General features: G+C 68.5%; 21 protein-coding genes. 9 read left to right on the forward strand and 12 right to left on the reverse strand.

Translation table 11 applies throughout. The annotated features are described in order from the left end of the window. The first annotated feature begins 1 nt into the window (after position 1). On the forward strand, positions 2-673 hold the full coding sequence (mupP, locus tag GCU53_RS05790) for an N-acetylmuramic acid 6-phosphate phosphatase MupP (RefSeq protein ID WP_152386766.1): 672 nt from the start codon (positions 2-4) through the stop codon (positions 671-673). A gap of 125 nt (positions 674-798) precedes the next feature. Next, on the forward strand, positions 799-1,557 hold the full coding sequence (locus GCU53_RS05795; protein WP_152386767.1) for a YciK family oxidoreductase: 759 nt from the start codon (positions 799-801) through the stop codon (positions 1,555-1,557). Positions 1,558-1,584: 27 nt separating this feature from the next. Here the strand turns inward: GCU53_RS05795 and rluB are convergent, their stop codons facing one another. From rluB to pgl, 3 genes are all read right to left on the reverse strand, one after another. Next, complete coding sequence (rluB, locus tag GCU53_RS05800) at positions 1,585-2,787, reverse strand: 23S rRNA pseudouridine(2605) synthase RluB (RefSeq protein ID WP_152386768.1); 1,203 nt, start codon at positions 2,785-2,787, stop codon at positions 1,585-1,587. Between the two features lie 86 nt (positions 2,788-2,873). Then, entirely contained in the window at positions 2,874-3,512 is a 639-nt protein-coding gene (locus GCU53_RS05805) for a bifunctional 4-hydroxy-2-oxoglutarate aldolase/2-dehydro-3-deoxy-phosphogluconate aldolase (RefSeq protein ID WP_152389802.1), read from the reverse strand. Between the two features lie 29 nt (positions 3,513-3,541). Further along, positions 3,542-4,255, reverse strand: a complete 714-nt coding sequence (pgl, locus tag GCU53_RS05810; protein WP_152386769.1) for a 6-phosphogluconolactonase — start codon at positions 4,253-4,255, stop codon at positions 3,542-3,544. Positions 4,256-4,429: 174 nt separating this feature from the next. Here pgl and GCU53_RS05815 point away from each other — a divergent pair, with 174 nt between their 5' ends. Continuing rightward, positions 4,430-5,296 carry a MurR/RpiR family transcriptional regulator gene (locus GCU53_RS05815; protein ID WP_152386770.1) on the forward strand — a complete coding sequence of 289 codons (867 nt, stop codon included), beginning with the start codon at positions 4,430-4,432 and terminating at the stop codon, positions 5,294-5,296. Between the two features lie 16 nt (positions 5,297-5,312). Here GCU53_RS05815 and GCU53_RS05820 read toward each other — a convergent pair whose 3' ends face one another. From GCU53_RS05820 to GCU53_RS05845, 6 genes are all read right to left on the reverse strand, one after another. Further along, positions 5,313-6,284 (reverse strand): glucokinase, encoded by a 972-nt coding sequence (locus GCU53_RS05820; protein ID WP_152386771.1) that lies wholly within the window; start codon positions 6,282-6,284, stop codon positions 5,313-5,315. After that, a complete protein-coding gene (gene edd, locus GCU53_RS05825) occupies positions 6,281-8,107 on the reverse strand; it encodes a phosphogluconate dehydratase (protein ID WP_152386772.1) in 1,827 nt (608 codons plus the stop codon). The genes GCU53_RS05820 and edd overlap by 4 nt, the downstream gene beginning before the upstream one ends. Positions 8,108-8,193: 86 nt before the next feature. Further along, a complete protein-coding gene (gene scpB, locus GCU53_RS05830; RefSeq protein WP_152386773.1) occupies positions 8,194-8,934 on the reverse strand; it encodes an SMC-Scp complex subunit ScpB in 741 nt (246 codons plus the stop codon). Continuing rightward, positions 8,931-9,752 carry a segregation and condensation protein A gene (locus GCU53_RS05835; RefSeq protein WP_152389803.1) on the reverse strand — a complete coding sequence of 274 codons (822 nt, stop codon included), beginning with the start codon at positions 9,750-9,752 and terminating at the stop codon, positions 8,931-8,933. Before GCU53_RS05835 ends, scpB begins: the two co-directional genes overlap by 4 nt. 48 nt (positions 9,753-9,800) lie before the next feature. Further along, positions 9,801-10,430 (reverse strand): L-threonylcarbamoyladenylate synthase, encoded by a 630-nt coding sequence (locus GCU53_RS05840; protein ID WP_152386774.1) that lies wholly within the window; start codon positions 10,428-10,430, stop codon positions 9,801-9,803. Positions 10,431-10,443: 13 nt separating this feature from the next. Continuing rightward, positions 10,444-11,307: a PHP domain-containing protein gene (locus tag GCU53_RS05845; protein ID WP_152386775.1), complete on the reverse strand. Its 864-nt coding sequence runs from the start codon at positions 11,305-11,307 to the stop codon at positions 10,444-10,446. Between the two features lie 66 nt (positions 11,308-11,373). Here GCU53_RS05845 and GCU53_RS05850 point away from each other — a divergent pair, with 66 nt between their 5' ends. The 5 genes from GCU53_RS05850 to GCU53_RS05870 all read left to right on the forward strand — a co-directional run bounded on the left by GCU53_RS05850 (position 11,374) and on the right by GCU53_RS05870 (position 14,996). Continuing rightward, positions 11,374-11,973, forward strand: a complete 600-nt coding sequence (locus GCU53_RS05850; RefSeq protein WP_152386776.1) for a septation protein A — start codon at positions 11,374-11,376, stop codon at positions 11,971-11,973. A gap of 1 nt (position 11,974) precedes the next feature. Then, positions 11,975-12,274: a YciI family protein gene (locus tag GCU53_RS05855; protein ID WP_152386777.1), complete on the forward strand. Its 300-nt coding sequence runs from the start codon at positions 11,975-11,977 to the stop codon at positions 12,272-12,274. 12 nt (positions 12,275-12,286) lie between these two features. Next, complete coding sequence (locus tag GCU53_RS05860) at positions 12,287-12,964, forward strand: response regulator transcription factor (RefSeq protein ID WP_152386778.1); 678 nt, start codon at positions 12,287-12,289, stop codon at positions 12,962-12,964. A 106-nt stretch (positions 12,965-13,070) separates the two neighbouring features. Beyond that, positions 13,071-13,517: a Spy/CpxP family protein refolding chaperone gene (locus GCU53_RS05865; RefSeq protein WP_152386779.1), complete on the forward strand. Its 447-nt coding sequence runs from the start codon at positions 13,071-13,073 to the stop codon at positions 13,515-13,517. Positions 13,518-13,658: 141 nt separating this feature from the next. Beyond that, a complete protein-coding gene (locus GCU53_RS05870; protein WP_152386780.1) occupies positions 13,659-14,996 on the forward strand; it encodes a sensor histidine kinase in 1,338 nt (445 codons plus the stop codon). A gap of 9 nt (positions 14,997-15,005) precedes the next feature. On the opposite strand, the gene GCU53_RS05875 is transcribed toward GCU53_RS05870, so the two are convergent. Both GCU53_RS05875 and GCU53_RS05880 read right to left on the reverse strand, forming a co-directional pair. After that, on the reverse strand, positions 15,006-15,566 hold the full coding sequence (locus GCU53_RS05875; RefSeq protein WP_152386781.1) for a nitroreductase family protein: 561 nt from the start codon (positions 15,564-15,566) through the stop codon (positions 15,006-15,008). Between the two features lie 49 nt (positions 15,567-15,615). Further along, positions 15,616-15,987 carry a YkgJ family cysteine cluster protein gene (locus tag GCU53_RS05880; RefSeq protein WP_152386782.1) on the reverse strand — a complete coding sequence of 124 codons (372 nt, stop codon included), beginning with the start codon at positions 15,985-15,987 and terminating at the stop codon, positions 15,616-15,618. A gap of 234 nt (positions 15,988-16,221) precedes the next feature. Between GCU53_RS05880 and GCU53_RS05885 the strand changes: the two genes are divergently transcribed. Further along, complete coding sequence (locus GCU53_RS05885) at positions 16,222-17,673, forward strand: TrkH family potassium uptake protein (protein WP_152386783.1); 1,452 nt, start codon at positions 16,222-16,224, stop codon at positions 17,671-17,673. A gap of 27 nt (positions 17,674-17,700) precedes the next feature. Here GCU53_RS05885 and queF read toward each other — a convergent pair whose 3' ends face one another. Further along, complete coding sequence (gene queF, locus GCU53_RS05890; RefSeq protein ID WP_152386784.1) at positions 17,701-18,531, reverse strand: NADPH-dependent 7-cyano-7-deazaguanine reductase QueF; 831 nt, start codon at positions 18,529-18,531, stop codon at positions 17,701-17,703. Positions 18,532-18,603: the final 72 nt, after the last annotated feature.

The following is an 18,603-nucleotide window of genomic DNA, read 5'->3' on the forward strand; positions in this document are numbered from 1 at the left end:
CATGACTCTACGAGCGGTCCTCTTCGACATGGACGGCACCCTGCTCGACACGGCGCCGGACTTCATCGCCATCATCCAGGCCATGCGCACCGACCGCGGCCTGCCGCCGGCCGACGAACGCGCCATTCGCCACGTCGTCTCCGGCGGCGCCCGGGCGATGATCATGGCGGCCTTCGCCGTGGAGCCTTCCGCCGCCGAGTTCGAGGCCCTGCGCCTGGAGTTCCTCGAGCGCTACCAGGAGCACTGCGCGGTGCTCACCCGCCCCTACGCGGGCATGGAGGAGCTGCTGGCCGATATCGAGCGGGCCCGGCTGCTGTGGGGCGTGGTGACCAACAAGCCGCTGCGCTTCGCCGAGCCGATCATGCAACGTCTGGGGCTGGCCGAGCGCTCGGCCGTCCTGATCTGCCCGGACCACGTGAAGAACAGCAAGCCCGACCCGGAGCCGATGATCCTCGCCTGCAGCCGGCTCGGCCTGGCCCCGGCCAGCGTCCTGTTCGTCGGCGACGATCTGCGCGACATCGAATCGGGCCGCGCCGCCGGCACCCGCACCGCCGCGGTGCGCTACGGTTACATCCATCCGGACGACAACCCCGGCCACTGGGGCGCCGACGTGGTGGTGGATCATCCGCTCGACCTGCGCACGGTTCTCGACCGGGCGCTCTGTTCGTGCTGAGCCGCCAGTCCGCAGGCTGCGCCGGCCGCACGGCGAGCTGACCCGCCGGCAGCACCGCGAGGGACCGCCCGCGGGTTGCGCTTCGCCAACCTCTATGAAGCTGCAGTTCTCCATAGGAGATTCCCATGTTCCAATACACTGCCCGTCCCGACCTGCTGAAGGACCGCATCATTCTGGTCACAGGCGCCGGACGCGGCATCGGCGCGGCCGCCGCCAGGATCTTCGCCGCCCATGGCGCCACCGTGCTGCTGCTGGGCAAGACCGAAGAGCACCTCAACCGGGTCTACGACGAGATCGAAGCTGCCGGACATCCGCAGCCGGTGGTGATTCCCCTCAACCTGGAAACCGCCCTGCCGCACCAGTACGACGAGTTGGCGGCGACCATCGAGGGCGAATTCGGCCGCCTTGACGGCCTGCTCCACAACGCCTCCATCCTCGGCCCGCGCACGCCGCTGGAACAGCTCTCCGGCGACCACTTCATGCGTGTCATGCAGGTCAACGTGAACGCCATGTTCATGCTCACCAGCACCCTTCTGCCGCTGCTCAAGCTCTCCGAAGATGCCTCGGTGGTATTCACCTCGAGCAGCGTCGGCCGCAAGGGACGCGCCTACTGGGGCGCCTATGCGGTATCGAAGTTCGCCACCGAGGGTCTGATGCAGGTACTCGCCGACGAGGTCGACGGCACCTGTGCGGTACGCGCCAACAGCGTCAATCCCGGTGGCACCCGCACCGATATGCGCGCCCAGGCCTACCCCGGGGAGAACCCGATGAGCCGGCCGGGGCCGGAAGAGATCATGCCGGTCTACCTGTACCTGATGGGGCCGGACAGCAAGGGCGTCAATGGCCAGGCATTCGACGCCCAGCAGGCGTCGAACATGCCCTGATCTCCCCGGGGTTCGGCCGCAACGTCCTCAGGGACGCTTGCGGCCGAACCCCGGACGCTGGCCTTCGCCGGCCGGCGGGCTGCGGCGCTTGGCCGGCGCCGGTGCCGGCCTGGGCTTGCGGGCCGGACGCTCGGCCAGCTCGACGGGCGGCCGCTCGCCGGACGGCTTGCCCGGACGCTTGCGGCCGGACTCGGCGGGACGCTCGCCTGCCGGCCTGCCCGGGCGCTTGCGAGCGGATTCGGCCGGACGCTCGGCGACCGGCGCTCCGCGACCGCGCGGGGCTTGCTCCTCCTTCGGCCGTCGCGGGGCGCGGCGCTCCTGTGCCTCTGCGCCCTCATGGGCCGGCCGCAGCACCCGCTCGCGCGACCCGCTGCGGCCGACCGGCTTGGCCGACTTGCGCTGCAGGCGCTCGATCTTCTCGCGGAACTTGAGCTTCATGTCCGGCAGAGCTACCGGCTCCAGCCCCACTTCGCGGCTGAGAACGTCCACCTCGCCCTGGGTCATCTCGCGCCAGCGGCCCATGGGCAGGTCGGACGTCATGAACACCGGGCCGAAACGCACCCGCTTCAGCCGGCTCACCACCACCCCCTGGGATTCCCACAGGCGGCGCACCTCGCGGTTGCGCCCTTCCATGACCACGCAGTGGAACCAGTGGTTGAGACCCTCGCCACCGGGCGCCTCCTGAATGTCGGTGAAGCGCGCCGGGCCGTCCTCCAGCATCACCCCGCGCTTGAGGCTTTCGAGCATCTCCTCGGTGACCTCGCCGCGCACGCGCACGGCGTACTCGCGGTCCATCTCGTAGGAAGGGTGCATCAGGCGGTTGGCCAACTCGCCGTCGGTGGTGAACAGCAGCAGACCGGTGGTATTGATATCGAGCCGTCCGATGTTGATCCAGCGGCCTTCCTTCAGGCGCGGCAGGCGGTCGAACACGGTCGGCCGGCCTTCCGGGTCGTTGCGGGTGCAGATCTCACCCTCGGGCTTGTTGTAGATCAGCACGCGGCGCACCGCCTCGGCGCCCTCTTCGCGCCTGAGCAGACGCCCGTCGAGGGCGATGGCGTCGTTGCGACCGACACGCTGGCCGAGCGTGGCGACCACCCCGTTGACCATCACCCGCCCTTCGGCGATCCGCGCCTCGATGTCGCGCCGCGAGCCGAGGCCCATGCGCGCCAGCACCTTCTGCAGCTTCTCGCCCTGGGCGGCAGGCAGGGAATTCTCTTCACGTTCGCTCATCTGGGCACCTCCCGGTGTGTCGGTTCCGCTTGAATGGGGCGCGCATCATACGCGCATCGCCGACGGGACGCACCCGCCCTGCTGGCTCAGCCGAGCAGGGCCAGGGCCTCGCCGGCCAGACGCTCGATACTCGCCCAGTCGCCGCGCTCCATGGCCGCGGCGTCGAGCATCCAGGTGCCGCCCACGCACATCACATTGGGCTGCCTCATGTACTCCCAGAGGTTGCCCGGACGAAGGCCGCCGGTGGGGCAGAAGCGGATGCCGGGAAAGGGCCCCGCGAAGGCCCGCAACGCCGCCACGCCACCGCAGACCTCCGCTGGAAACAGCTTGAAGCGCCGGTAGCCCAGGCTGTGGCCGAGCATCAGATCGGAAGCGCTGCTGGCCCCCGGCAACAGCGGCAGCGGGCTTTCCAGGCCGGCCTGAAGCAGCTCCGCAGTACAGCCGGGGCTGACCACGAACTGCGCGCCGGCGCCTTCGGCCTCGGCCAGCATCGCCCGGTCGAGCACGGTACCGACGCCGACGCACAGCTGCGGCCGCTCCCGGCGCAGGGTGCGGATGGCGCTGAGACCGTGCTCCGAGCGCAGGGTGATTTCCAGAGTGCTCAGGCCGCCGGCGGCCAGGGCATCGGCCAGCGGCAGGATGTGCGCCGCCTGACGCACGGTGATCACCGGCAGTATCCGCGCCTGGGTACAGAGCCTGTCGAGGGCGGCGATCTTCTCGGCCATGGGAACGGACATACGACGCTCCTCGGCGCTCAGGGGCACCAATAGATCTCGAGGGGAGAGTACAGGAAGGCGCGGATCGGTATCTGCCGGGCATCCTCTGCAGCCAGGGCGGCACGCAGGGTGGCGAGCTTGGCTTCGCCCTGCAGTTGCAGCAGCGTCGAACGTGCCGAGGCCAGCATAGGCAGGGTCAGGGTCAGGCGCTGGCGGGGCTCGCTGGGCGCCTGCATCGGCAGGCAGCGACGCGGACAGGCAGGATCGAGTGCCGACTCCAGGTTCGGACTGCCGGGAAACAGCGACGCGGTATGGCCGTCCTCGCCCATGCTCAGCACCAGCACGTCGATCGGCGGCAGCCCGGCCAGCGCCGCATCGGCCAGCTGTGCCGCCGCCTCCAGGGACTCGGCAGGCTGGTAGAGGCCGACAAAGCGCGCCTGCGCCGCCCGGCCGCGCAGCAGATGACGCTGCACCAGGCTGGCGTTGCTGTCGGGATGCCCGGGCGGCACCCAGCGCTCGTCGGCCAGGCTGACCGTCACCCGCGCCCAGTCCAGCGTCTGCTCCGCCAGTCGCTCGAAGAAGGCAGCCGGGCTGCGCCCGCCGGACACCACCAGGCAGGCCTGGCCGCGCGATCCGATGGCCACCCGTACGGCCTCGGCCACCTGCTGCGCCATGGCGGCGGCAAGCTCTCCGGCGTCGACCTGCGCATGGAGGGCCAGCTGCGAAGGCCATTCAACGGAATGGATGGACATGGACAAGCTCCCGCTTCAGTGCCCCGGATGGGCGCTCTGCGCACGACATATGTTTTTTACCAGTTTAGGAAATAAAACCCCTGACTTCACGGTAAAGCCCCTAGATTCTGTTGTAATAAAACTACGAAGTCTTGTAAAACACGAAAAGCCCTCCACACAGGACAGGGAAACGGCATGAGAAATTTCCTCGAACGGATCCAGGGGCGCCTCGACGAGCTGAACAGGGCCGAACGTAAGGTCGCCGAGGTCATTCTGCAGGACCCGCAACAGGTAATGGGCCTGAGCATCGCCGCCCTGGCCCAGGCGGCCGGCGTCAGCGAGCCGACCGTCAACCGCTTCTGCCGCTCTCTTGATACCAATGGCTACCCGGCCCTGAAGATCCAGCTGGCGCAGAGCCTGGCCAGCGGCGTCGCCTACGTCAGCCAGGCAGTGGCGGCGGACGACGGTCCCGCCACCTACACGCGCAAGATCTTCGGCAGCACCATCGCCGCCCTCGACAATGCGTGCCAGAGGCTCGATCCGCAGAGCGTCGACAAGGCCGTCGACCTGCTGATTCAGGCCCGACAGACCCACTTCTTCGGCCTCGGCGCCTCCGCCTCGGTGGCCCTGGATGCGCAATACAAGTTCTTCCGCTTCAATCTTGCCGTAACGGCGCAGAGCGACGTGCTGATGCAGCGCATGCTCGCCTCGGTGGCCCACACCGGCGATCTCTTCGTGATCATTTCCTACACCGGGCGCACCCGCGAACTGGTCGAGGTGGCGCATCTGGCCCGCAGCAACGGCGCCTCGGTGCTCGGCCTGACCGCCGCCAGCTCGCCGCTGGCCAGAGCCTGCAGTCACAGCCTCGACGTTCCGCTGCAGGAAAACACCGACATCTACATGCCGATGACCTCGCGGCTCATCCAGCTCACCGTGCTCGATGTGCTGGCCGCCGGCGTGACCCTGCGCCGCGGCACCGACTTCCAGCCGCATCTGCGCAGAATCAAGGAAAGCCTGGCGCAGACCCGCTACCCGACCGACGACGAAGTGACCGAGGAGTGACGGACAGCGCACCGCCTCAGCCGGCGCTCGGGCGTTCCGCCCAGGCATCCAGCGCCAGCCCTGCGCCCAGCAGGCCGGGCTGCTCGGCGATCGCCAGCCAGACCGGAACGTCCTGCAGATAGCCGCTCATCACCCCCTTGTCGACGAAGCAGCGGGCGAAGCCGCTGGTGCGCAGGAAGTCGGCGAAATGCGGCAGGATGCCACCAGCCAGATAGACTCCGCCGCGTGCCCCCAGGGTCAGCGCATGGTTGCCGGCGACCCGCCCCAGCCAGCAGCAGAACTGCTCCAGCACCGCCGCCGCGCCGGAATCGCCGGCCAGCGCCGCGGCGCTGACCGCGGCGGCCGAGGCGAGCTGCGGCGTCCGGCCGTCGAGGACACAGCTGGCGCGATACAGGCGCAGCAGGCCGCTGCCGCTGAGCACGCTCTCCGCGGAAACGTGACCGAGCTCGCGCTGCATCAGCTGCCACAGGGCCACCTCGCGCTGGTTGCCGAGCGGCAGATCGACATGCCCGCCCTCGCCGGCCAGGACCTGCCAGCCTCCCGCGCCGTTCGGCAGCAAGGCGCTGACGCCGAGCCCGGTGCCCGGCCCCAGCACCAGCCGGGGGCTGTCGGCGACGGCATGGCCGGGGCGGACGGTCAGCCGCTCATGATCGTCCAGGCGGGTCATGCCGAGGGCCATGGCGGCGAAGTCGTTGATCACCAGCAGCTGGCGCAGCCCCAGTGCCCGGGCCAGTGCCTGGCGGCCGAACTGCCAGTGGTTATTGGTCAGATGCAACAGGTCGCCCTGCACCGGTCCGGCGCAGGCCAGACAGGCCGTCTCCAGCGCCGCCAGCGGCAGGTCCAGCTCGGCGAGATAGGCGCGGATCGCCTCCTCCGGACCGGGATAATCGCCCGTGGCCAGCACCCGCAGTGCTTGCGCCCGGCCATCCTGCCAGAGGGCGAAGCGCACGTGCGTTCCACCGATATCGGCGATCAGGGCCAGCCTCATTTGAGCGCTCCGAGCCGCTCGGTGAACACGCAGGCCCCTTCCTCGGCCGAACTGAAGGCCGTGCGCATGAAGGCGAACAGCTCGCGGCCACAGCCGACGCCGGCGTCGTCCGGCGGCGGGACCGTCTCACGCGCCGTCCATTCCGCCCCCGGCAACATCACCTTCAGCTCGCCGCTCTCGCCGTCCACGCGGATCGGGTCGCCGTCGCGCACCCGCGCCAACGGCCCGCCCTCCTGCGCTTCGGGACAGACATGGATGGCCGCTGGGATCTTGCCGGAGGCCCCGGACATGCGCCCGTCGGTGACCAGCGCGACGCGATAGCCGCGGTCCTGCAGCAGCCCCAGGTAGGGCGTGAGCTTGTGCAGCTCGGGCATGCCATTGGCCTTCGGGCCCTGGAAGCGCACCACCGCCACGAAGTCGCGCTCCAGCTCGCCGGCCTGGAAGGCCGCGGCCAGCTCGGCCTGGCTGACGAAGACCCGCGCCGGGGCCTCGACCACCCGGTGCTCCGGCGCCACCGCGGAAACCTTGATCACCCCGCGTCCGAGGTTGCCCTCCAGCACACGCAGACCGCCCTCGGCGGAGAACGGTCGGGCCACCGGCCGCAGAATGCTTTCGTCGAGACTCTGCGACGGGCCTTCGCGCCAGACCAGCCGCCCCCCGTCCAGAAACGGCTCCTGGGTGTAGCGGCTCAGCCCGCGCCCCAGCACGGTGTTGACGTCCTCGTGCAGCAACCCGGCGCCGAGCAGCTCGCGGATCAGCAAGGGCGTACCGCCGGCAGCGTGGAAGTGGTTCACGTCGTCCTGGCCGTTGGGGTAGACCTTGGCGATCAGCGGCACCACCTCGGACAGGTCCGACATGTCCTGCCAGGTCAGCTGGATGCCGGCGGCCTGGGCCATGGCCGGCAGGTGCAGGGTGTGGTTGGTCGAGCCGCCGGTGGCCAGCAGCGCCACCACCGCATTGATCGCAGCCTTCTCGTCGAAGACCTGGCACAGCGGCAGGTAGTCGCCGGCCTGCCGGGTCAGGCGCGTCACCTGCCGGGCCGCCTCGCGGGTCAGCGCGTCGCGCAGCGGCGTGTAAGGGTTGACGAAGGCGGCGCCCGGCAGGTGCAGGCCGATCACCTCCATCAGCATCTGGTTGGTGTTGGCGGTGCCGTAGAAGGTGCAGGTGCCGGGGCTGTGGTAGGACTTCATTTCCGACTCGAGCAGTTCCTCGCGACTGGCCTTGCCTTCGGCGTAGCGCTGGCGGGTCTCGGCCTTTTCCTTGTTGGGGATGCCCGAGGGCATCGGTCCGCCGGGGACGAAGACGAACGGCAGATGGCCGAAGCGAAGCGCACCGATCACCAGGCCGGGGACGATCTTGTCGCAGATCCCCAGGCACAGCGCCGCGTCGAACATGTTGTGGGAGAGCGCCACCGCGGTGGCCATGGCGATCACGTCGCGGCTGGCCAGGCTCAGCTCCATGCCCGCCTCGCCCTGGGTGACGCCGTCGCACATCGCCGGTACCCCGCCGGCGAACTGGCCGACTGCGCCGATCTCATTCAGGGCGGCCTTGATGAGCGGCGGAAAATGCTGATAGGGCTGATGCGCCGAGAGCATGTCGTTGTAGGCCGAGACGATGGCCACGTTGACTTCGCCGGGCAGGCGCAGGCGCTGCTTGTCGCTCTCGCCGCAGCCGGCCACGCCGTGGGCGAAGTTGGCGCAGGGCAGCCGGGTACGCGACGGCCCGTCGGCGGCGGCACGGCCCATGAGATCGAGGTAGCGCTCGCGGGTGGCGCGGCTGCGCTCGGTCAGCCGCCGGGTGACTTCGAGAACTCGGGAATGCATCGCGGACTCTCACTGGCTGGTCAGTATTCATTTAGGCCCAGGGCAGGGGAATGGACAAGGAGCAGGCGGCGCCGCCGCCGCTGCGCTCAGGAGTCGTCCGCAGCCCGCTCGACACCCTCAGCGCCGTCCTCCGGCAGGTCGTCGAAGTCGGTCTTGAGGCCCTGCTCCATGGAGTCCAGCTCGGCCAGCAGGGTGCGGAAGCTGGTCTGCTCGGCCGGCTCGCCGAGTTCGGCACGTACCGGCAAACCGACCGGCGGCAGCTCCCCGTCGGCCGCTCCCTCCGGTCCGGGCTCCAGACTGCGCAGGACCGCCAGGGGCGGCAGCTCGTCGAGGCTCTTCAGGTTGAAGTGGTCGAGAAAGGCACGCGTGGTAGCGAACAGCGCCGGCCGACCGGGCACCTCGCGGTAGCCGACCACCCGTATCCACTCGCGCTCCTGGAGGGTCTTGATGATGTTGCTGCTCACCGCCACGCCACGCACCTCCTCGATCTCGCCGCGGCTGATCGGCTGGCGGTAGGCGATTAGCGCCAGGGTTTCCAGCAGGGCCCGCGAGTAGCGCTGCGGCCGCTCCTCCCAGAGGCGCCCGACCCAGGGTGCGAAGCGTTCGCGCACCTGCAGGCGATAGCCGGAGGCCACTTCCTCCAGCTCGAAGGCGCGCCCCTGGCAGGAACGGGCGAGGATCGCCAGGGCATCGCGCAGACGGGCGGGGTCGGGCCGCTCACCCTCCTCGAACAGCTCGCCGAGACGCTCCAGCGACAGCGGCCGGCCGGCGGCGAGCAGCCAGGCCTCGAGCAGCACGGCCAGTTCGGCCGGATCGTTCAGGTTCATTGCGTATCTTCCGCAGGCTCGTCGCCACGCAGGCGCACATGGATGGGCGCGAAGGGCTCGGTCTGCACCAACTCGACCAGGGACTCCTTGATCAGCTCGAGCACCGCCATGAAGGTCACCACCACCCCCAGACGCCCCTCCCCGGCCTGGAACAGCGCCACGAAGGGCACGAAGCTTCCGTCCCGCAGGCGCTCCAGTACCTCGCTCATGCGCTCGCGGGTGGACAGCGCCTCGCGGGTGACCTGGTGACTCTCGAACAGGTCGGCGCGGCGCAGCACCTCGGCCATGGCCAGCAGCAGCTCGTCCAGGCCGACCGTCGGCAACAGGCGGCGCACCCGCGCCTGCGGCGCCTCCAGCTGCGCTGGGTGCAGTTCACGACCGACCCGCGGCAGGCCGTCGAGTTCCTCGGCGGCCTTCTTGTAGCGCTCGTACTCCTGCAGCCGGCGGATCAGCTCGGCGCGCGGGTCCTCCTCTTCTTCCTCGACCTCCGCCGAGCGCGGCAGCAGCATGCGCGACTTGATCTCGGCGAGCATGGCGGCCATCACCAGGTATTCGGCAGCCAGCTCCAGGCGCGCGGTCTTCATCAGCTCGACGTAGCCCATGTACTGACGGGTGATCTCGGCCACCGGGATATCGAGAATGTCGATGTTCTGCCTGCGGATCAGGTAGAGCAGCAGGTCGAGCGGCCCCTCGAAGGCCTCGAGGAACACCTCCAGGGCATCCGGCGGAATGTACAGGTCCTGCGGCAGCTCGGTCAGCGCCTGCCCGTAGACCAGCGCGAAGGGGGCGCCGGCGGCGGCTACGGCGTCGTCCGGCATGGGCTCGGCGGCCGGCGCGGCGCTGGCCGGTACAGGGCGGGGCAAGGCTCAGGCTTCGCCGGCGAAGGGGGTCGGGTCGCCGCAGCCGACGCGCACCACCTCGGGCTCATCCTCGAGCAGGCTGACCACGGTGGAGGCCTCCAGGGTGCCGGCACCGCCGTCGATGATCAGATCGACCTGGTGCTCGAGGCGCCGACGCATCTCCCCCGGATCGCTCATCGGCAGCATCTCGCCGGGCAGGATCAGGCTGGCGCTCATCAGGGGCTCGCCGAGCTCCGCCAGCAGGGCCTGGGCGATGGGGTTGGCCGGGATGCGCAGACCGACGGTGCGCCGCTTGGGATGCAGCATGATCCGCGGCACTTCGCGGCTGGCGTGGAGGATGAAGGTATAGGGGCCGGGGGTCCAGGTCTTGAGCAGGCGGAAGGCACCGGTGTCGACCCGGGCGAACAGGCTCAGCTGCGAGAGGTCGCTGCACACCAGGGTGAAGTTGTGTCGCTCGTCCAGCTGGCGCAGGCGGCGGATGCGCTCCAGACCTGCCTTGTTGCCGAGCTGGCAGCCAAGCGCGTAGGAGGCATCGGTGGGGTAGACGATCACCCCGCCGCCGCGGACGATTTCCACGGCCTGACGAATCAGGCGCAGCTGGGGGTTTTCCGGATGGATCTGGAAGTACTGACTCACATGAATTCCCTGTTCAGAGGACGGCGCAGTGGCGGACATGGGCGAAACGCATCCAGAGAGGCGGCAGGTCGTCCGGCAACGGGCGGTACAGCCCGAGTTCGGACCAGGTATCGGGGGCGTGGAAATCGCTGCCGGCGCTGGCCAGCAGACCGAATTCGCGAACCAGGATGGCCAGGCTGCCGACCTGCTCGGCCGGCTGCAGACCATTGCTGACTTCCAGGGCGTGACCGCCGGCGTGGATGAAATCGCCGACCAGGCGGCGTCGCTTGCTGCGGGTGAAATCGTAGTGCCAGGGATGCGCCAGGCTGATCCAGGCGCCGGCCGCGCGCAGGGTGGCAACCGCCTGGTCGAGGCTCGGCCAATACTGCTTGACGTCGCCCAGCTTGCCCGCGCCCAGCCACTTCTGGAAGGCTTCCGCACGGTCCCGGGCATGCCCGGCACGCACCAGAAACTCGGCGAAGTGCGGACGCGCCGGCGCATTGTCGCTGTCGCCCAGCTCGCGCTGCACCGCCCTGGCGCCCTCCAGGGCCCCGTCCATGCCCTTGCCGGCCAGGCGCCGGGCGATCTCCCCGGCCCGCTGCCAGCGCCCCTCGTGCAGTGCGGCAAGGGCCTGGCACAGCGCCGGCGCATCGCAGGCAAAGGCGTAGCCGAGCACGTGCACGGTGGCCCCGCTCCACAGCGCGGACAGCTCGATGCCGTTGATCAGCTCGATGCCAAGCTCCGCGCTGGCGGCCTGCGCCTCGGGAAGCCCGGCCAGGGTATCGTGGTCGGTCAGCGCCAGCAGCCGGACGCCGCGCCCATGGGCGCGACGGACCACCTCGGCGGGGCTCAGGGCTCCGTCGGAAGCGGTACTGTGGCAGTGCAGATCGACCTTCATGGCGCTGGCTTTCGCGGCTGTCGAGGTTTGTTATTATGCCGTCACATCCCGCGTCTGGCTGCCACAGTGAAACAATTCATCGATTTCATTCCGCTGATTCTCTTTTTCATCGTCTACAAGCTGGAACCCCGCATCGTCGAACTGGCCGGCCAGAGCTTCACCTTCGGCGGCATCTTCAGCGCCACTGCGGTCCTGATCCTCGCCTCGCTGCTGGTCTACGGCGCGCTGTTCCTGATCCAGCGCCGGCTGGAAAAGGGCCAGTGGATCACCCTGCTCGCCTGCCTGGTGTTCGGTGGCATGACCCTGACCTTCCACAGCGAAACCTTTCTCAAGTGGAAGGCGCCGGTGGTCAACTGGCTGTTCGCCCTGGGCTTCGCCGCCAGCCAATTCATCGGCGACCGCCCGTTGATCCAGCGCATCCTGGGCCACGCGGTCAGTCTGCCGGCGCCGCTGTGGACGCGCCTGAACCTCGCCTGGGTGGCGTTCTTCGTGTTCAGCGGCTGCGCCAACCTGTTCGTCGCCTTCACCTTCCACGAATTCTGGGTCGACTTCAAAGTGTTCGGCAGCCTGGGCATGACCGTCCTGTTCCTGGTCGGCCAGGGAGTCTTCCTCGCCCGTCACATGCACGAACACGGCACCGACCCCGCCGCCAAACCCAAGGACTGACATGCTCTACGCCATCATCGCCACCGACGCGGAAAACTCCCTGGACAAGCGCCTGGCCACCCGTCCTGCGCACCTTGCCCGCCTGCAGCAACTGAAGCAGGAAGGCCGCCTGGTACTGGCCGGACCGCACCCGGCCGTGGACAGTCCCGACCCCGGCCCGGCCGGCTTCAGCGGCAGCCTGGTGGTCGCCGAATTCGATTCCCTGGAGGCCGCCCGCAGCTGGGCCGAGGCCGATCCCTACTGCGCCGCCGGCGTGTATGCCGACGTCAAGGTCAAACCCTTCAACAAGGTCCTGCCCTGATCCGGCGCCATCATGAGCGAACTGCTGCTGATCGACGACGACTGTGAGCTGTGCGAGCTGCTGGCCAGTTGGCTGGCCCAGGAAGGCTTCCAGGTGCGTGCCTGCCATGATGGCCATGCCGCCCGCACCGCCCTCGTCGAGAAGACCCCGGATGCCGTGGTGCTGGACGTGATGCTGCCCGACGGCTCCGGTCTCGAGCTGCTCAAGCAGCTGCGCGGCGACTACCCGGATCTGCCGGTGCTGATGCTCTCCGCCCGTGGCGAGCCGCTGGACCGCATCCTCGGCCTGGAACTCGGCGCGGACGACTACCTGGCCAAGCCCTGCGATCCACGCGAGCTGACTGCCCGTCTGCGTGCCGTGCTGCGCCGCAGCCAGCCGCCGGCCTCCTCCAGCCAGCTGGAGCTGGGCGATCTGTGCTTCAGCACGGCACGCGGCGTGGTCGGCATCGGCGGGCACGAGATCGCCCTCACCGCTTCCGAGAGCCGCCTGCTCGAAGCCCTGCTGCGCCAACCCGGCGAACCGCTGGACAAGCAGACCCTGGCGCAACTGGCGCTCGGCCGCAAATTGACTCTCTACGACCGCAGCCTGGACATGCATGTCAGCAACCTGCGCAAGAAGCTCGGCCCGCATCCCGACGGCAGCCCGCGCATCCTCGCCCTGCGCAGCAGGGGCTACTACTACAGCGCCTGAAGGCACCTTTACCCAGCCTTTACCCTCGCCTGACCTCATCTGACCGTTCATTCCCTAGACTGAACTCGTCCGGCACACAGCCGATTCCGTACCGAGGAGACACATCATGCGCAAGACCCTTTCCATGCTGCTGCTCGCCGCTGCCCTGCCTGTCGCCGCGATTGCCGGAGACATGGGCCATCCCGGCGACATGAGTCACGGCTATCATCACAAGGAACGCAACGGCATGGCAGGGATGATGATGGGCCCGGCACACGGGCTCCAACTGACCGACGAACAGCGCAAGACAATGCGCCAGGTCTACCAGGAAGCTGCCAAGGAGAAGCGCGAGATCAACCAGCGCTACCTCGACAAGCTGTCCGAGGCCGACAAGGAAGCGATGAGGAACGAACTGCGGGCCAGCCGTGAAAAGGCCGAGAAGACCTTCCGCGACCAGCTGACGCCGGAGCAGCAGAAGGCCTTCGACGAGCGCAAGGCCGAGCAGGAGAAGCGCCGCGCCGAGTGGGAAGAGTTCCGCAAGTGGAAGGCCGAGAAGGAAGGCCGGCAGCAGTAAGTCCGTCCCGCCGGACCGCCTCCGGGCGGTCCGGCGCTCCCGTCCAGTGGCCTGTGCAGTTGGTTGACTCAAGTTCGGATGACCGGGCACCGGAATTGACCGAGCGAGCCGTGCGGACAGGCCACCAGCACCGAGCCCCTTATGCATTCACTCTTCTGGCGAATCCTCGCGGCATTCTGGCTGGCTTTGGTGCTGGTCGCCGGCCTGTCCATGCTGCTCGGCCGGGCGCTGAACAACGATGCCTGGATCATCGCCCGCCACCCCGGCATGCAGGATCTCGCCACCCGCTGGACCGAGCGCTATGAGTCCCAGGGCGCCCTGGCCGCGCAGCCCCTGCTGGACGAGAACCGCAACCAGTACCGCGTCGTCGTCCAGGTGCTCGACGAAACCGGTCGTCATCTCTCCAGCCGCGACCTGTCCCGGCAACATCGACCGCCGCCCCCTCCCGAGCCCGGCAATCGCCCGCACCTGCCGCGCTTTCCCTGGCGCCAGCTGAGCCAGGAATACACCAGTCCGAAGACCGGGCAGACTTATCTCTTCATCTACCGGACACCCCATGAGGAGCTACAGGCCTGGCGCCATGACAGCCTGCTCTGGCCGCTCAGCGCCCTGCTCATCGCCCTGGTGGTGCTGACCCTGTTCAGCCTGCTGCTGACCGTTTCGATCACCCGCCCCCTGAACCGCCTGCGCCGCGCCGTGCACGACCTCGGACAGACCAGCTACCAGCAGAACAGCCTGGCGCGCCTGGCCAACCGACGCGACGAACTGGGCGTGCTGGCGCGCGACTTCAACCGCATGGGTGCGCGTCTGCAGAGCCTGATCGGCAGCCAGCGTCAACTGCTGCGCGACGTTTCCCACGAACTGCGCTCGCCGCTGGCGCGGCTGCGCATCGCCCTGGCCCTGGCCGAACGCGCCAGCACGGAAGAGCGTGCCCGCCTGTGGCCACGCCTGACTCAGGAGTGCGACCGCCTGGAGGCGCTGATCGGCGAGATCCTCACCCTAGCGCGCCTCGATGCCGACCCCGGCGCGGCCCGTCCGATCGACCTGGCCGAACTGGTCGCACGCCTGCGCAACGACTATGCCCTCAGTGCCCCGGACCGCGAGATCCGCAGTGAACTGGAGCCCGGACTCGAGCTGTCAGGCTGGCCGGACATGCTCGAGCGGGCACTGGACAACTTGCTGCGCAACGCCCTGCGCTTCAGCCCGGCCGGCCAACCGGTGGAAATCCATGCCGAACGCCAGGGCGAACACCTGCTGCTCAGCGTGCGCGACCACGGCCCGGGCGTGGCGGAGGAACACCTGGAGCGTCTGGGCGAGCCCTTCTACCGCGCACCCGGGCAGAGCGCGGCCGGTCACGGACTGGGGCTGGCCATCGCCCGGCGCGCCGCGGAGCGTCACAACGGCCGGCTGATCCTCGGCAATCATCCGGACGACGGTTTCGTCGCCACCCTCGACCTGCCGCTGGCAACGCCCCGCTGAGCCGCCGGCTCAGCCCGGCCAGGCGCTGACGAAATCGGCCACATTCAGGCGGTGTGGCAGCCGCGGCTCGCCTTCCGGCGTCCCCAGGTAGAGGAAGCCGATGATCCGCTCGTTGCCGGTCAGGCCCAGGCCGGCCGCCACCCGCGGATCGTAGGCGGCATCCCCGGTGCGCCACATCGCGCCGAGTCCCTGGGCATGGGCCGCCACCAACAGGGCATGGGCGGCGCAGCCGGCACTCAATATTTGCTCGACATCCGGCACCCGGGGATGCTCCTTCAGGCTGGCGATCACCACCACCAGCAGGGGCGCCCGCAGCGGTGCGCTGCGCGCCTTCTGCAGTACCTCCTCGCGGGCCTCCGGCTGGCTGGCGGCAATGGCGCTGGCGAACAGCTCGCCGAGATGCGCCCGGGCCTCGCCCTCCACGGTCAGAAAGCGCCACGGACGCAGCTGGGCATGGTCCGGCGCGCGCAGGGCGGCGGCGAACAGGTGCTCGCGCTGCTCGGCACTCGGCGCCGGATCACGCAGGCGAGCGACGGAAACACGGTTGAGCAGAGCATCGAGAGCCTCCATGGGCACCTCCTTGGGAGTGGTGGGAAAAGTCTACGCCGGGCCGCCGCGCTCAGGCCACCCGCTCGGGGGCCATGTCCGGCTGCAGCGGTGGCGTCAGCGGCGGCAGTCCGTAGGCGGCACGGGCCTTGTCGCAGTGGGGATTGGCCTGGCCGTTGCTCCAGGCGGCCTCGAACTCCCGGCAGGTACTGGAGCGCTGCTCGTAGAGGGTGCAGCGCACCGCATCGCCGACTTCGCCGAGCAGTCCGGTGCAGCGCACCGGCCTGCCCTCGGTACCGCGCATCGCCACCCGGTGCGGGCCCACCGGCACCGCCAGGTCATCCGGAACGAGCCCGCCGGCGGAACGGCATTCGCCCCAATAGAAAGACACACGAAAATGCGCGCAGCATGCGCCGCACGTCAAACAAGGATTGTGATCGGACATGATTGGAAAATGACAAGAAACCGGCATGGGCCGGCGCCCAGGCTGCGCGAAGGAGCGGCAAGAAAGCCGCAAGGAGGCCCTTCGCCCGGCCTGCCCCTGACAAACGTCGCTATTCTATTCGCCGCCATGCGCTTGTGAAGGGGTCTGCATGGCAGCCAGCCAGCCGAGCGGTTTACAGTGCGACCTGCGCAGGTAGAATGGCCCGCCTCGAACCCTCAGCCCGGGCATCTTTCCATGGCTCTGCCGACTCTGCGCATTATCGGCTTCATTCTCGGCATCTTCCTGATCACTCTCGCCATCGGCATGGTTCTGCCGATGCTGACCCTGGTGATCTACGAGCATTCCCACGAGATCGAATCCTTCGTCTGGGCGAGCATGATCACCCTCAGCGCCGGCATCGCCCTGATTCTCCCCGGCCGCCCGGAACAGGTGCAGCTGCGCCCGCGCGACATGTACCTGCTGACCACCGCCAGCTGGGTGATTGTCTGCGTCTTCGCCGCCCTGCCGCTGAACCTGCTGCAGAACATCAGCTACACCGATGCCTTCTTCGAAACCATGTCCGGCATCACCACCACCGGCTCGACCGTACTGTCCGGACTGGACAGCGCCTCGCCGGGCCTCTTGATGTGGCGCTCGATGCAGCAATGGCTGGGCGGCATCGGCTTCATCGGCATGGCGGTGGCGATCCTGCCTCTGCTGCGCGTCGGCGGCATGCGGCTGTTCCAGACCGAATCCTCGGACTGGTCGGAAAAGGTGATGCCGCGCTCGCACATGGTGGCCAAGTACATCGTCACCATCTACGTCGGCTTCACCCTGCTGGGCATCCTGGCGTACCGGATGAGCGGCATGAGCTGGTTCGACGCCATCAACCACTCGATGACCTCCATCTCCACCGGCGGCTACTCCACCTCGGATGCCTCGATGGGCAAGTTCGGCCCGGCCGCGCACTGGGTCTGCATCGTCCTGATGGTGCTCGGCAGCCTTCCCTTCACCCTCTACGTGTCCACCCTGCGCGGCAACCACCAGGCCTTGCTGCGGGACCACCAGGTGCGCGGCTTCCTGCTGATGCTAAGCCTCACCTGCCTGCTGTTCGGCCTCTGGCTCTGGCTGCACTCCGACCACCGCTTCCTCGATGCCCTGCGCATCGTCACCCTGAACGTGGTGTCGGTGGTCAGTACCACCGGCTACGCCCTCGGCGACTACACCCAGTGGGGCGGTATCGCGGTGATGCTGTTCTTCTACCTGACCTTCGTCGGCGGCTGCTCGGGCTCGACCAGCGGCGGGCTGAAGATCTTCCGCTTCCAGGTCGCCTATGTGCTGCTCAAGGCCAGCATACGCCAGCTGATCCACCCCCGGGCAGTGATCAAGCAGCAGTACAACGGCCATAACCTGGACGAAGAGATCGTCCGCTCGATCCTCACCTTCTCGTTCTTCTTCACCATTACCATCGGCGCCGTCGCCCTGGGCCTCAGCTTCATCGGACTCGACCTGATCACCGCCCTGACCGGCGCCGCCACCGCGGTGTGCAACGTGGGCCCCGGCCTCGGCACCATCATCGGCCCGGCCGGCAACTTCGCCAGCCTGCCGGACGCCGCCAAGTGGCTGCTGTCGATCGGCATGCTGCTCGGCCGCCTGGAGATCATCACCGTACTGGTGCTGCTGACCCCGACCTTCTGGAAGCACTGAGCGGACACGACGCCCGCTCGCCCCCGGTCATTGCCTTGCCAGCCGCCGGTTGTCCGGCAGCTCTGCCCCGGTGCTGCGCCAGGGATTGATGTCCAGCCCGCCACGGCGCACGTAGCGTGCGTAGACGGTCAGCCGCGCCGGTTCGAGCCGATGCAGCAGGTCGAGGAAGATGCGCTCGACGCACTGCTCGTGGAAGTCCGCATGCTGGCGGAAGCTCACTACATAGGCCAGCAGGCTGGCAGGGTCCAGCGCAGGGCCCTGGTAGTTCACCACCACGCTCCCCCAGTCCGGCTGGCCGGTCACCGGGCAGTTGGACTTGAGCAGATGGCTGTGCAGCACTTCCTCCACCCGGCGCTCCGGGTCGCAGCGCAGCAGCTCGGCCGACGGCTCTCCATAGCGGCTGATGGCCACGTCCAGTTCGTCGATGCACTGCCCGGGCAGTGCCACGATGCCCTCCTTCTGCACCTCGGCCAGAGTACGCAGGCGCACCGCCACCGGCGCTCCGGCTGCGTCGGAAAGATCCTCGGCCAGAGTCTGGCGCAACACCTCCCGATCGGCGAAGACGGTCTGGTTGAGCGAGTTGAGATAGAGTTTGAAAGACTTCGACTCGATGATACTCGGCGAATCGGCAGGGATCGCGAACTCGCCGACGGCCACCACCGGCTTGCCGGAGGGCAGCAGCCAGGACAGCTCGTAGCAGTTCCACACATCCACCCCGCGGTACGGCAGATTTGCCCCCGTCAGCCCCAGCTCGGCCCACTTCGGCGCGCGCGGAATGGGAAACAGCAGAGACGGCGTATAGGTATCGAGGTATTCGCTGGACTTGCCCAGCGGGGAATGTTCGGCGGCGGGATGCATGGCGAAAACCTGATGAACTGGTCGAGCGCGGCAGTGTATCGGGTTCGCGGCCGGCTTTCATGCCGCAGGACG

Origin of the sequence: Azotobacter salinestris, assembly GCF_009363155.1 — a bacterium.
Lineage (GTDB): Bacteria > Pseudomonadota > Gammaproteobacteria > Pseudomonadales > Pseudomonadaceae > Azotobacter > Azotobacter salinestris.

What these genes read in the sequence shown, in the direction of transcription:
- GCU53_RS05885 (WP_152386783.1), top strand. Translation starts at nt 16,222, where the DNA reads ATGGCTCTGCCGACTCTGCGCATTATCGGCTTCATTCTCGGCATCTTC.
- GCU53_RS05815 (WP_152386770.1), top strand. Translation starts at nt 4,430, where the DNA reads ATGAGAAATTTCCTCGAACGGATCCAGGGGCGCCTCGACGAGCTGAAC.
- rluB (WP_152386768.1), bottom strand. Translation starts at nt 2,787, where the DNA reads ATGAGCGAACGTGAAGAGAATTCCCTGCCTGCCGCCCAGGGCGAGAAG.
- GCU53_RS05845 (WP_152386775.1), bottom strand. Translation starts at nt 11,307, where the DNA reads ATGAAGGTCGATCTGCACTGCCACAGTACCGCTTCCGACGGAGCCCTG.
- queF (WP_152386784.1), bottom strand. Translation starts at nt 18,531, where the DNA reads ATGCATCCCGCCGCCGAACATTCCCCGCTGGGCAAGTCCAGCGAATAC.
- GCU53_RS05860 (WP_152386778.1), top strand. Translation starts at nt 12,287, where the DNA reads ATGAGCGAACTGCTGCTGATCGACGACGACTGTGAGCTGTGCGAGCTG.
- pgl (WP_152386769.1), bottom strand. Translation starts at nt 4,255, where the DNA reads ATGTCCATCCATTCCGTTGAATGGCCTTCGCAGCTGGCCCTCCATGCG.
- GCU53_RS05795 (WP_152386767.1), top strand. Translation starts at nt 799, where the DNA reads ATGTTCCAATACACTGCCCGTCCCGACCTGCTGAAGGACCGCATCATT.
- GCU53_RS05880 (WP_152386782.1), bottom strand. Translation starts at nt 15,987, where the DNA reads ATGTCCGATCACAATCCTTGTTTGACGTGCGGCGCATGCTGCGCGCAT.
- GCU53_RS05870 (WP_152386780.1), top strand. Translation starts at nt 13,659, where the DNA reads ATGCATTCACTCTTCTGGCGAATCCTCGCGGCATTCTGGCTGGCTTTG.
- GCU53_RS05855 (WP_152386777.1), top strand. Translation starts at nt 11,975, where the DNA reads ATGCTCTACGCCATCATCGCCACCGACGCGGAAAACTCCCTGGACAAG.
- GCU53_RS05865 (WP_152386779.1), top strand. Translation starts at nt 13,071, where the DNA reads ATGCGCAAGACCCTTTCCATGCTGCTGCTCGCCGCTGCCCTGCCTGTC.
- GCU53_RS05805 (WP_152389802.1), bottom strand. Translation starts at nt 3,512, where the DNA reads ATGGCCGAGAAGATCGCCGCCCTCGACAGGCTCTGTACCCAGGCGCGG.
- edd (WP_152386772.1), bottom strand. Translation starts at nt 8,107, where the DNA reads ATGCATTCCCGAGTTCTCGAAGTCACCCGGCGGCTGACCGAGCGCAGC.
- GCU53_RS05820 (WP_152386771.1), bottom strand. Translation starts at nt 6,284, where the DNA reads ATGAGGCTGGCCCTGATCGCCGATATCGGTGGAACGCACGTGCGCTTC.
- GCU53_RS05875 (WP_152386781.1), bottom strand. Translation starts at nt 15,566, where the DNA reads ATGGAGGCTCTCGATGCTCTGCTCAACCGTGTTTCCGTCGCTCGCCTG.
- GCU53_RS05835 (WP_152389803.1), bottom strand. Translation starts at nt 9,752, where the DNA reads ATGCCGGACGACGCCGTAGCCGCCGCCGGCGCCCCCTTCGCGCTGGTC.
- scpB (WP_152386773.1), bottom strand. Translation starts at nt 8,934, where the DNA reads ATGAACCTGAACGATCCGGCCGAACTGGCCGTGCTGCTCGAGGCCTGG.
- mupP (WP_152386766.1), top strand. Translation starts at nt 2, where the DNA reads ATGACTCTACGAGCGGTCCTCTTCGACATGGACGGCACCCTGCTCGAC.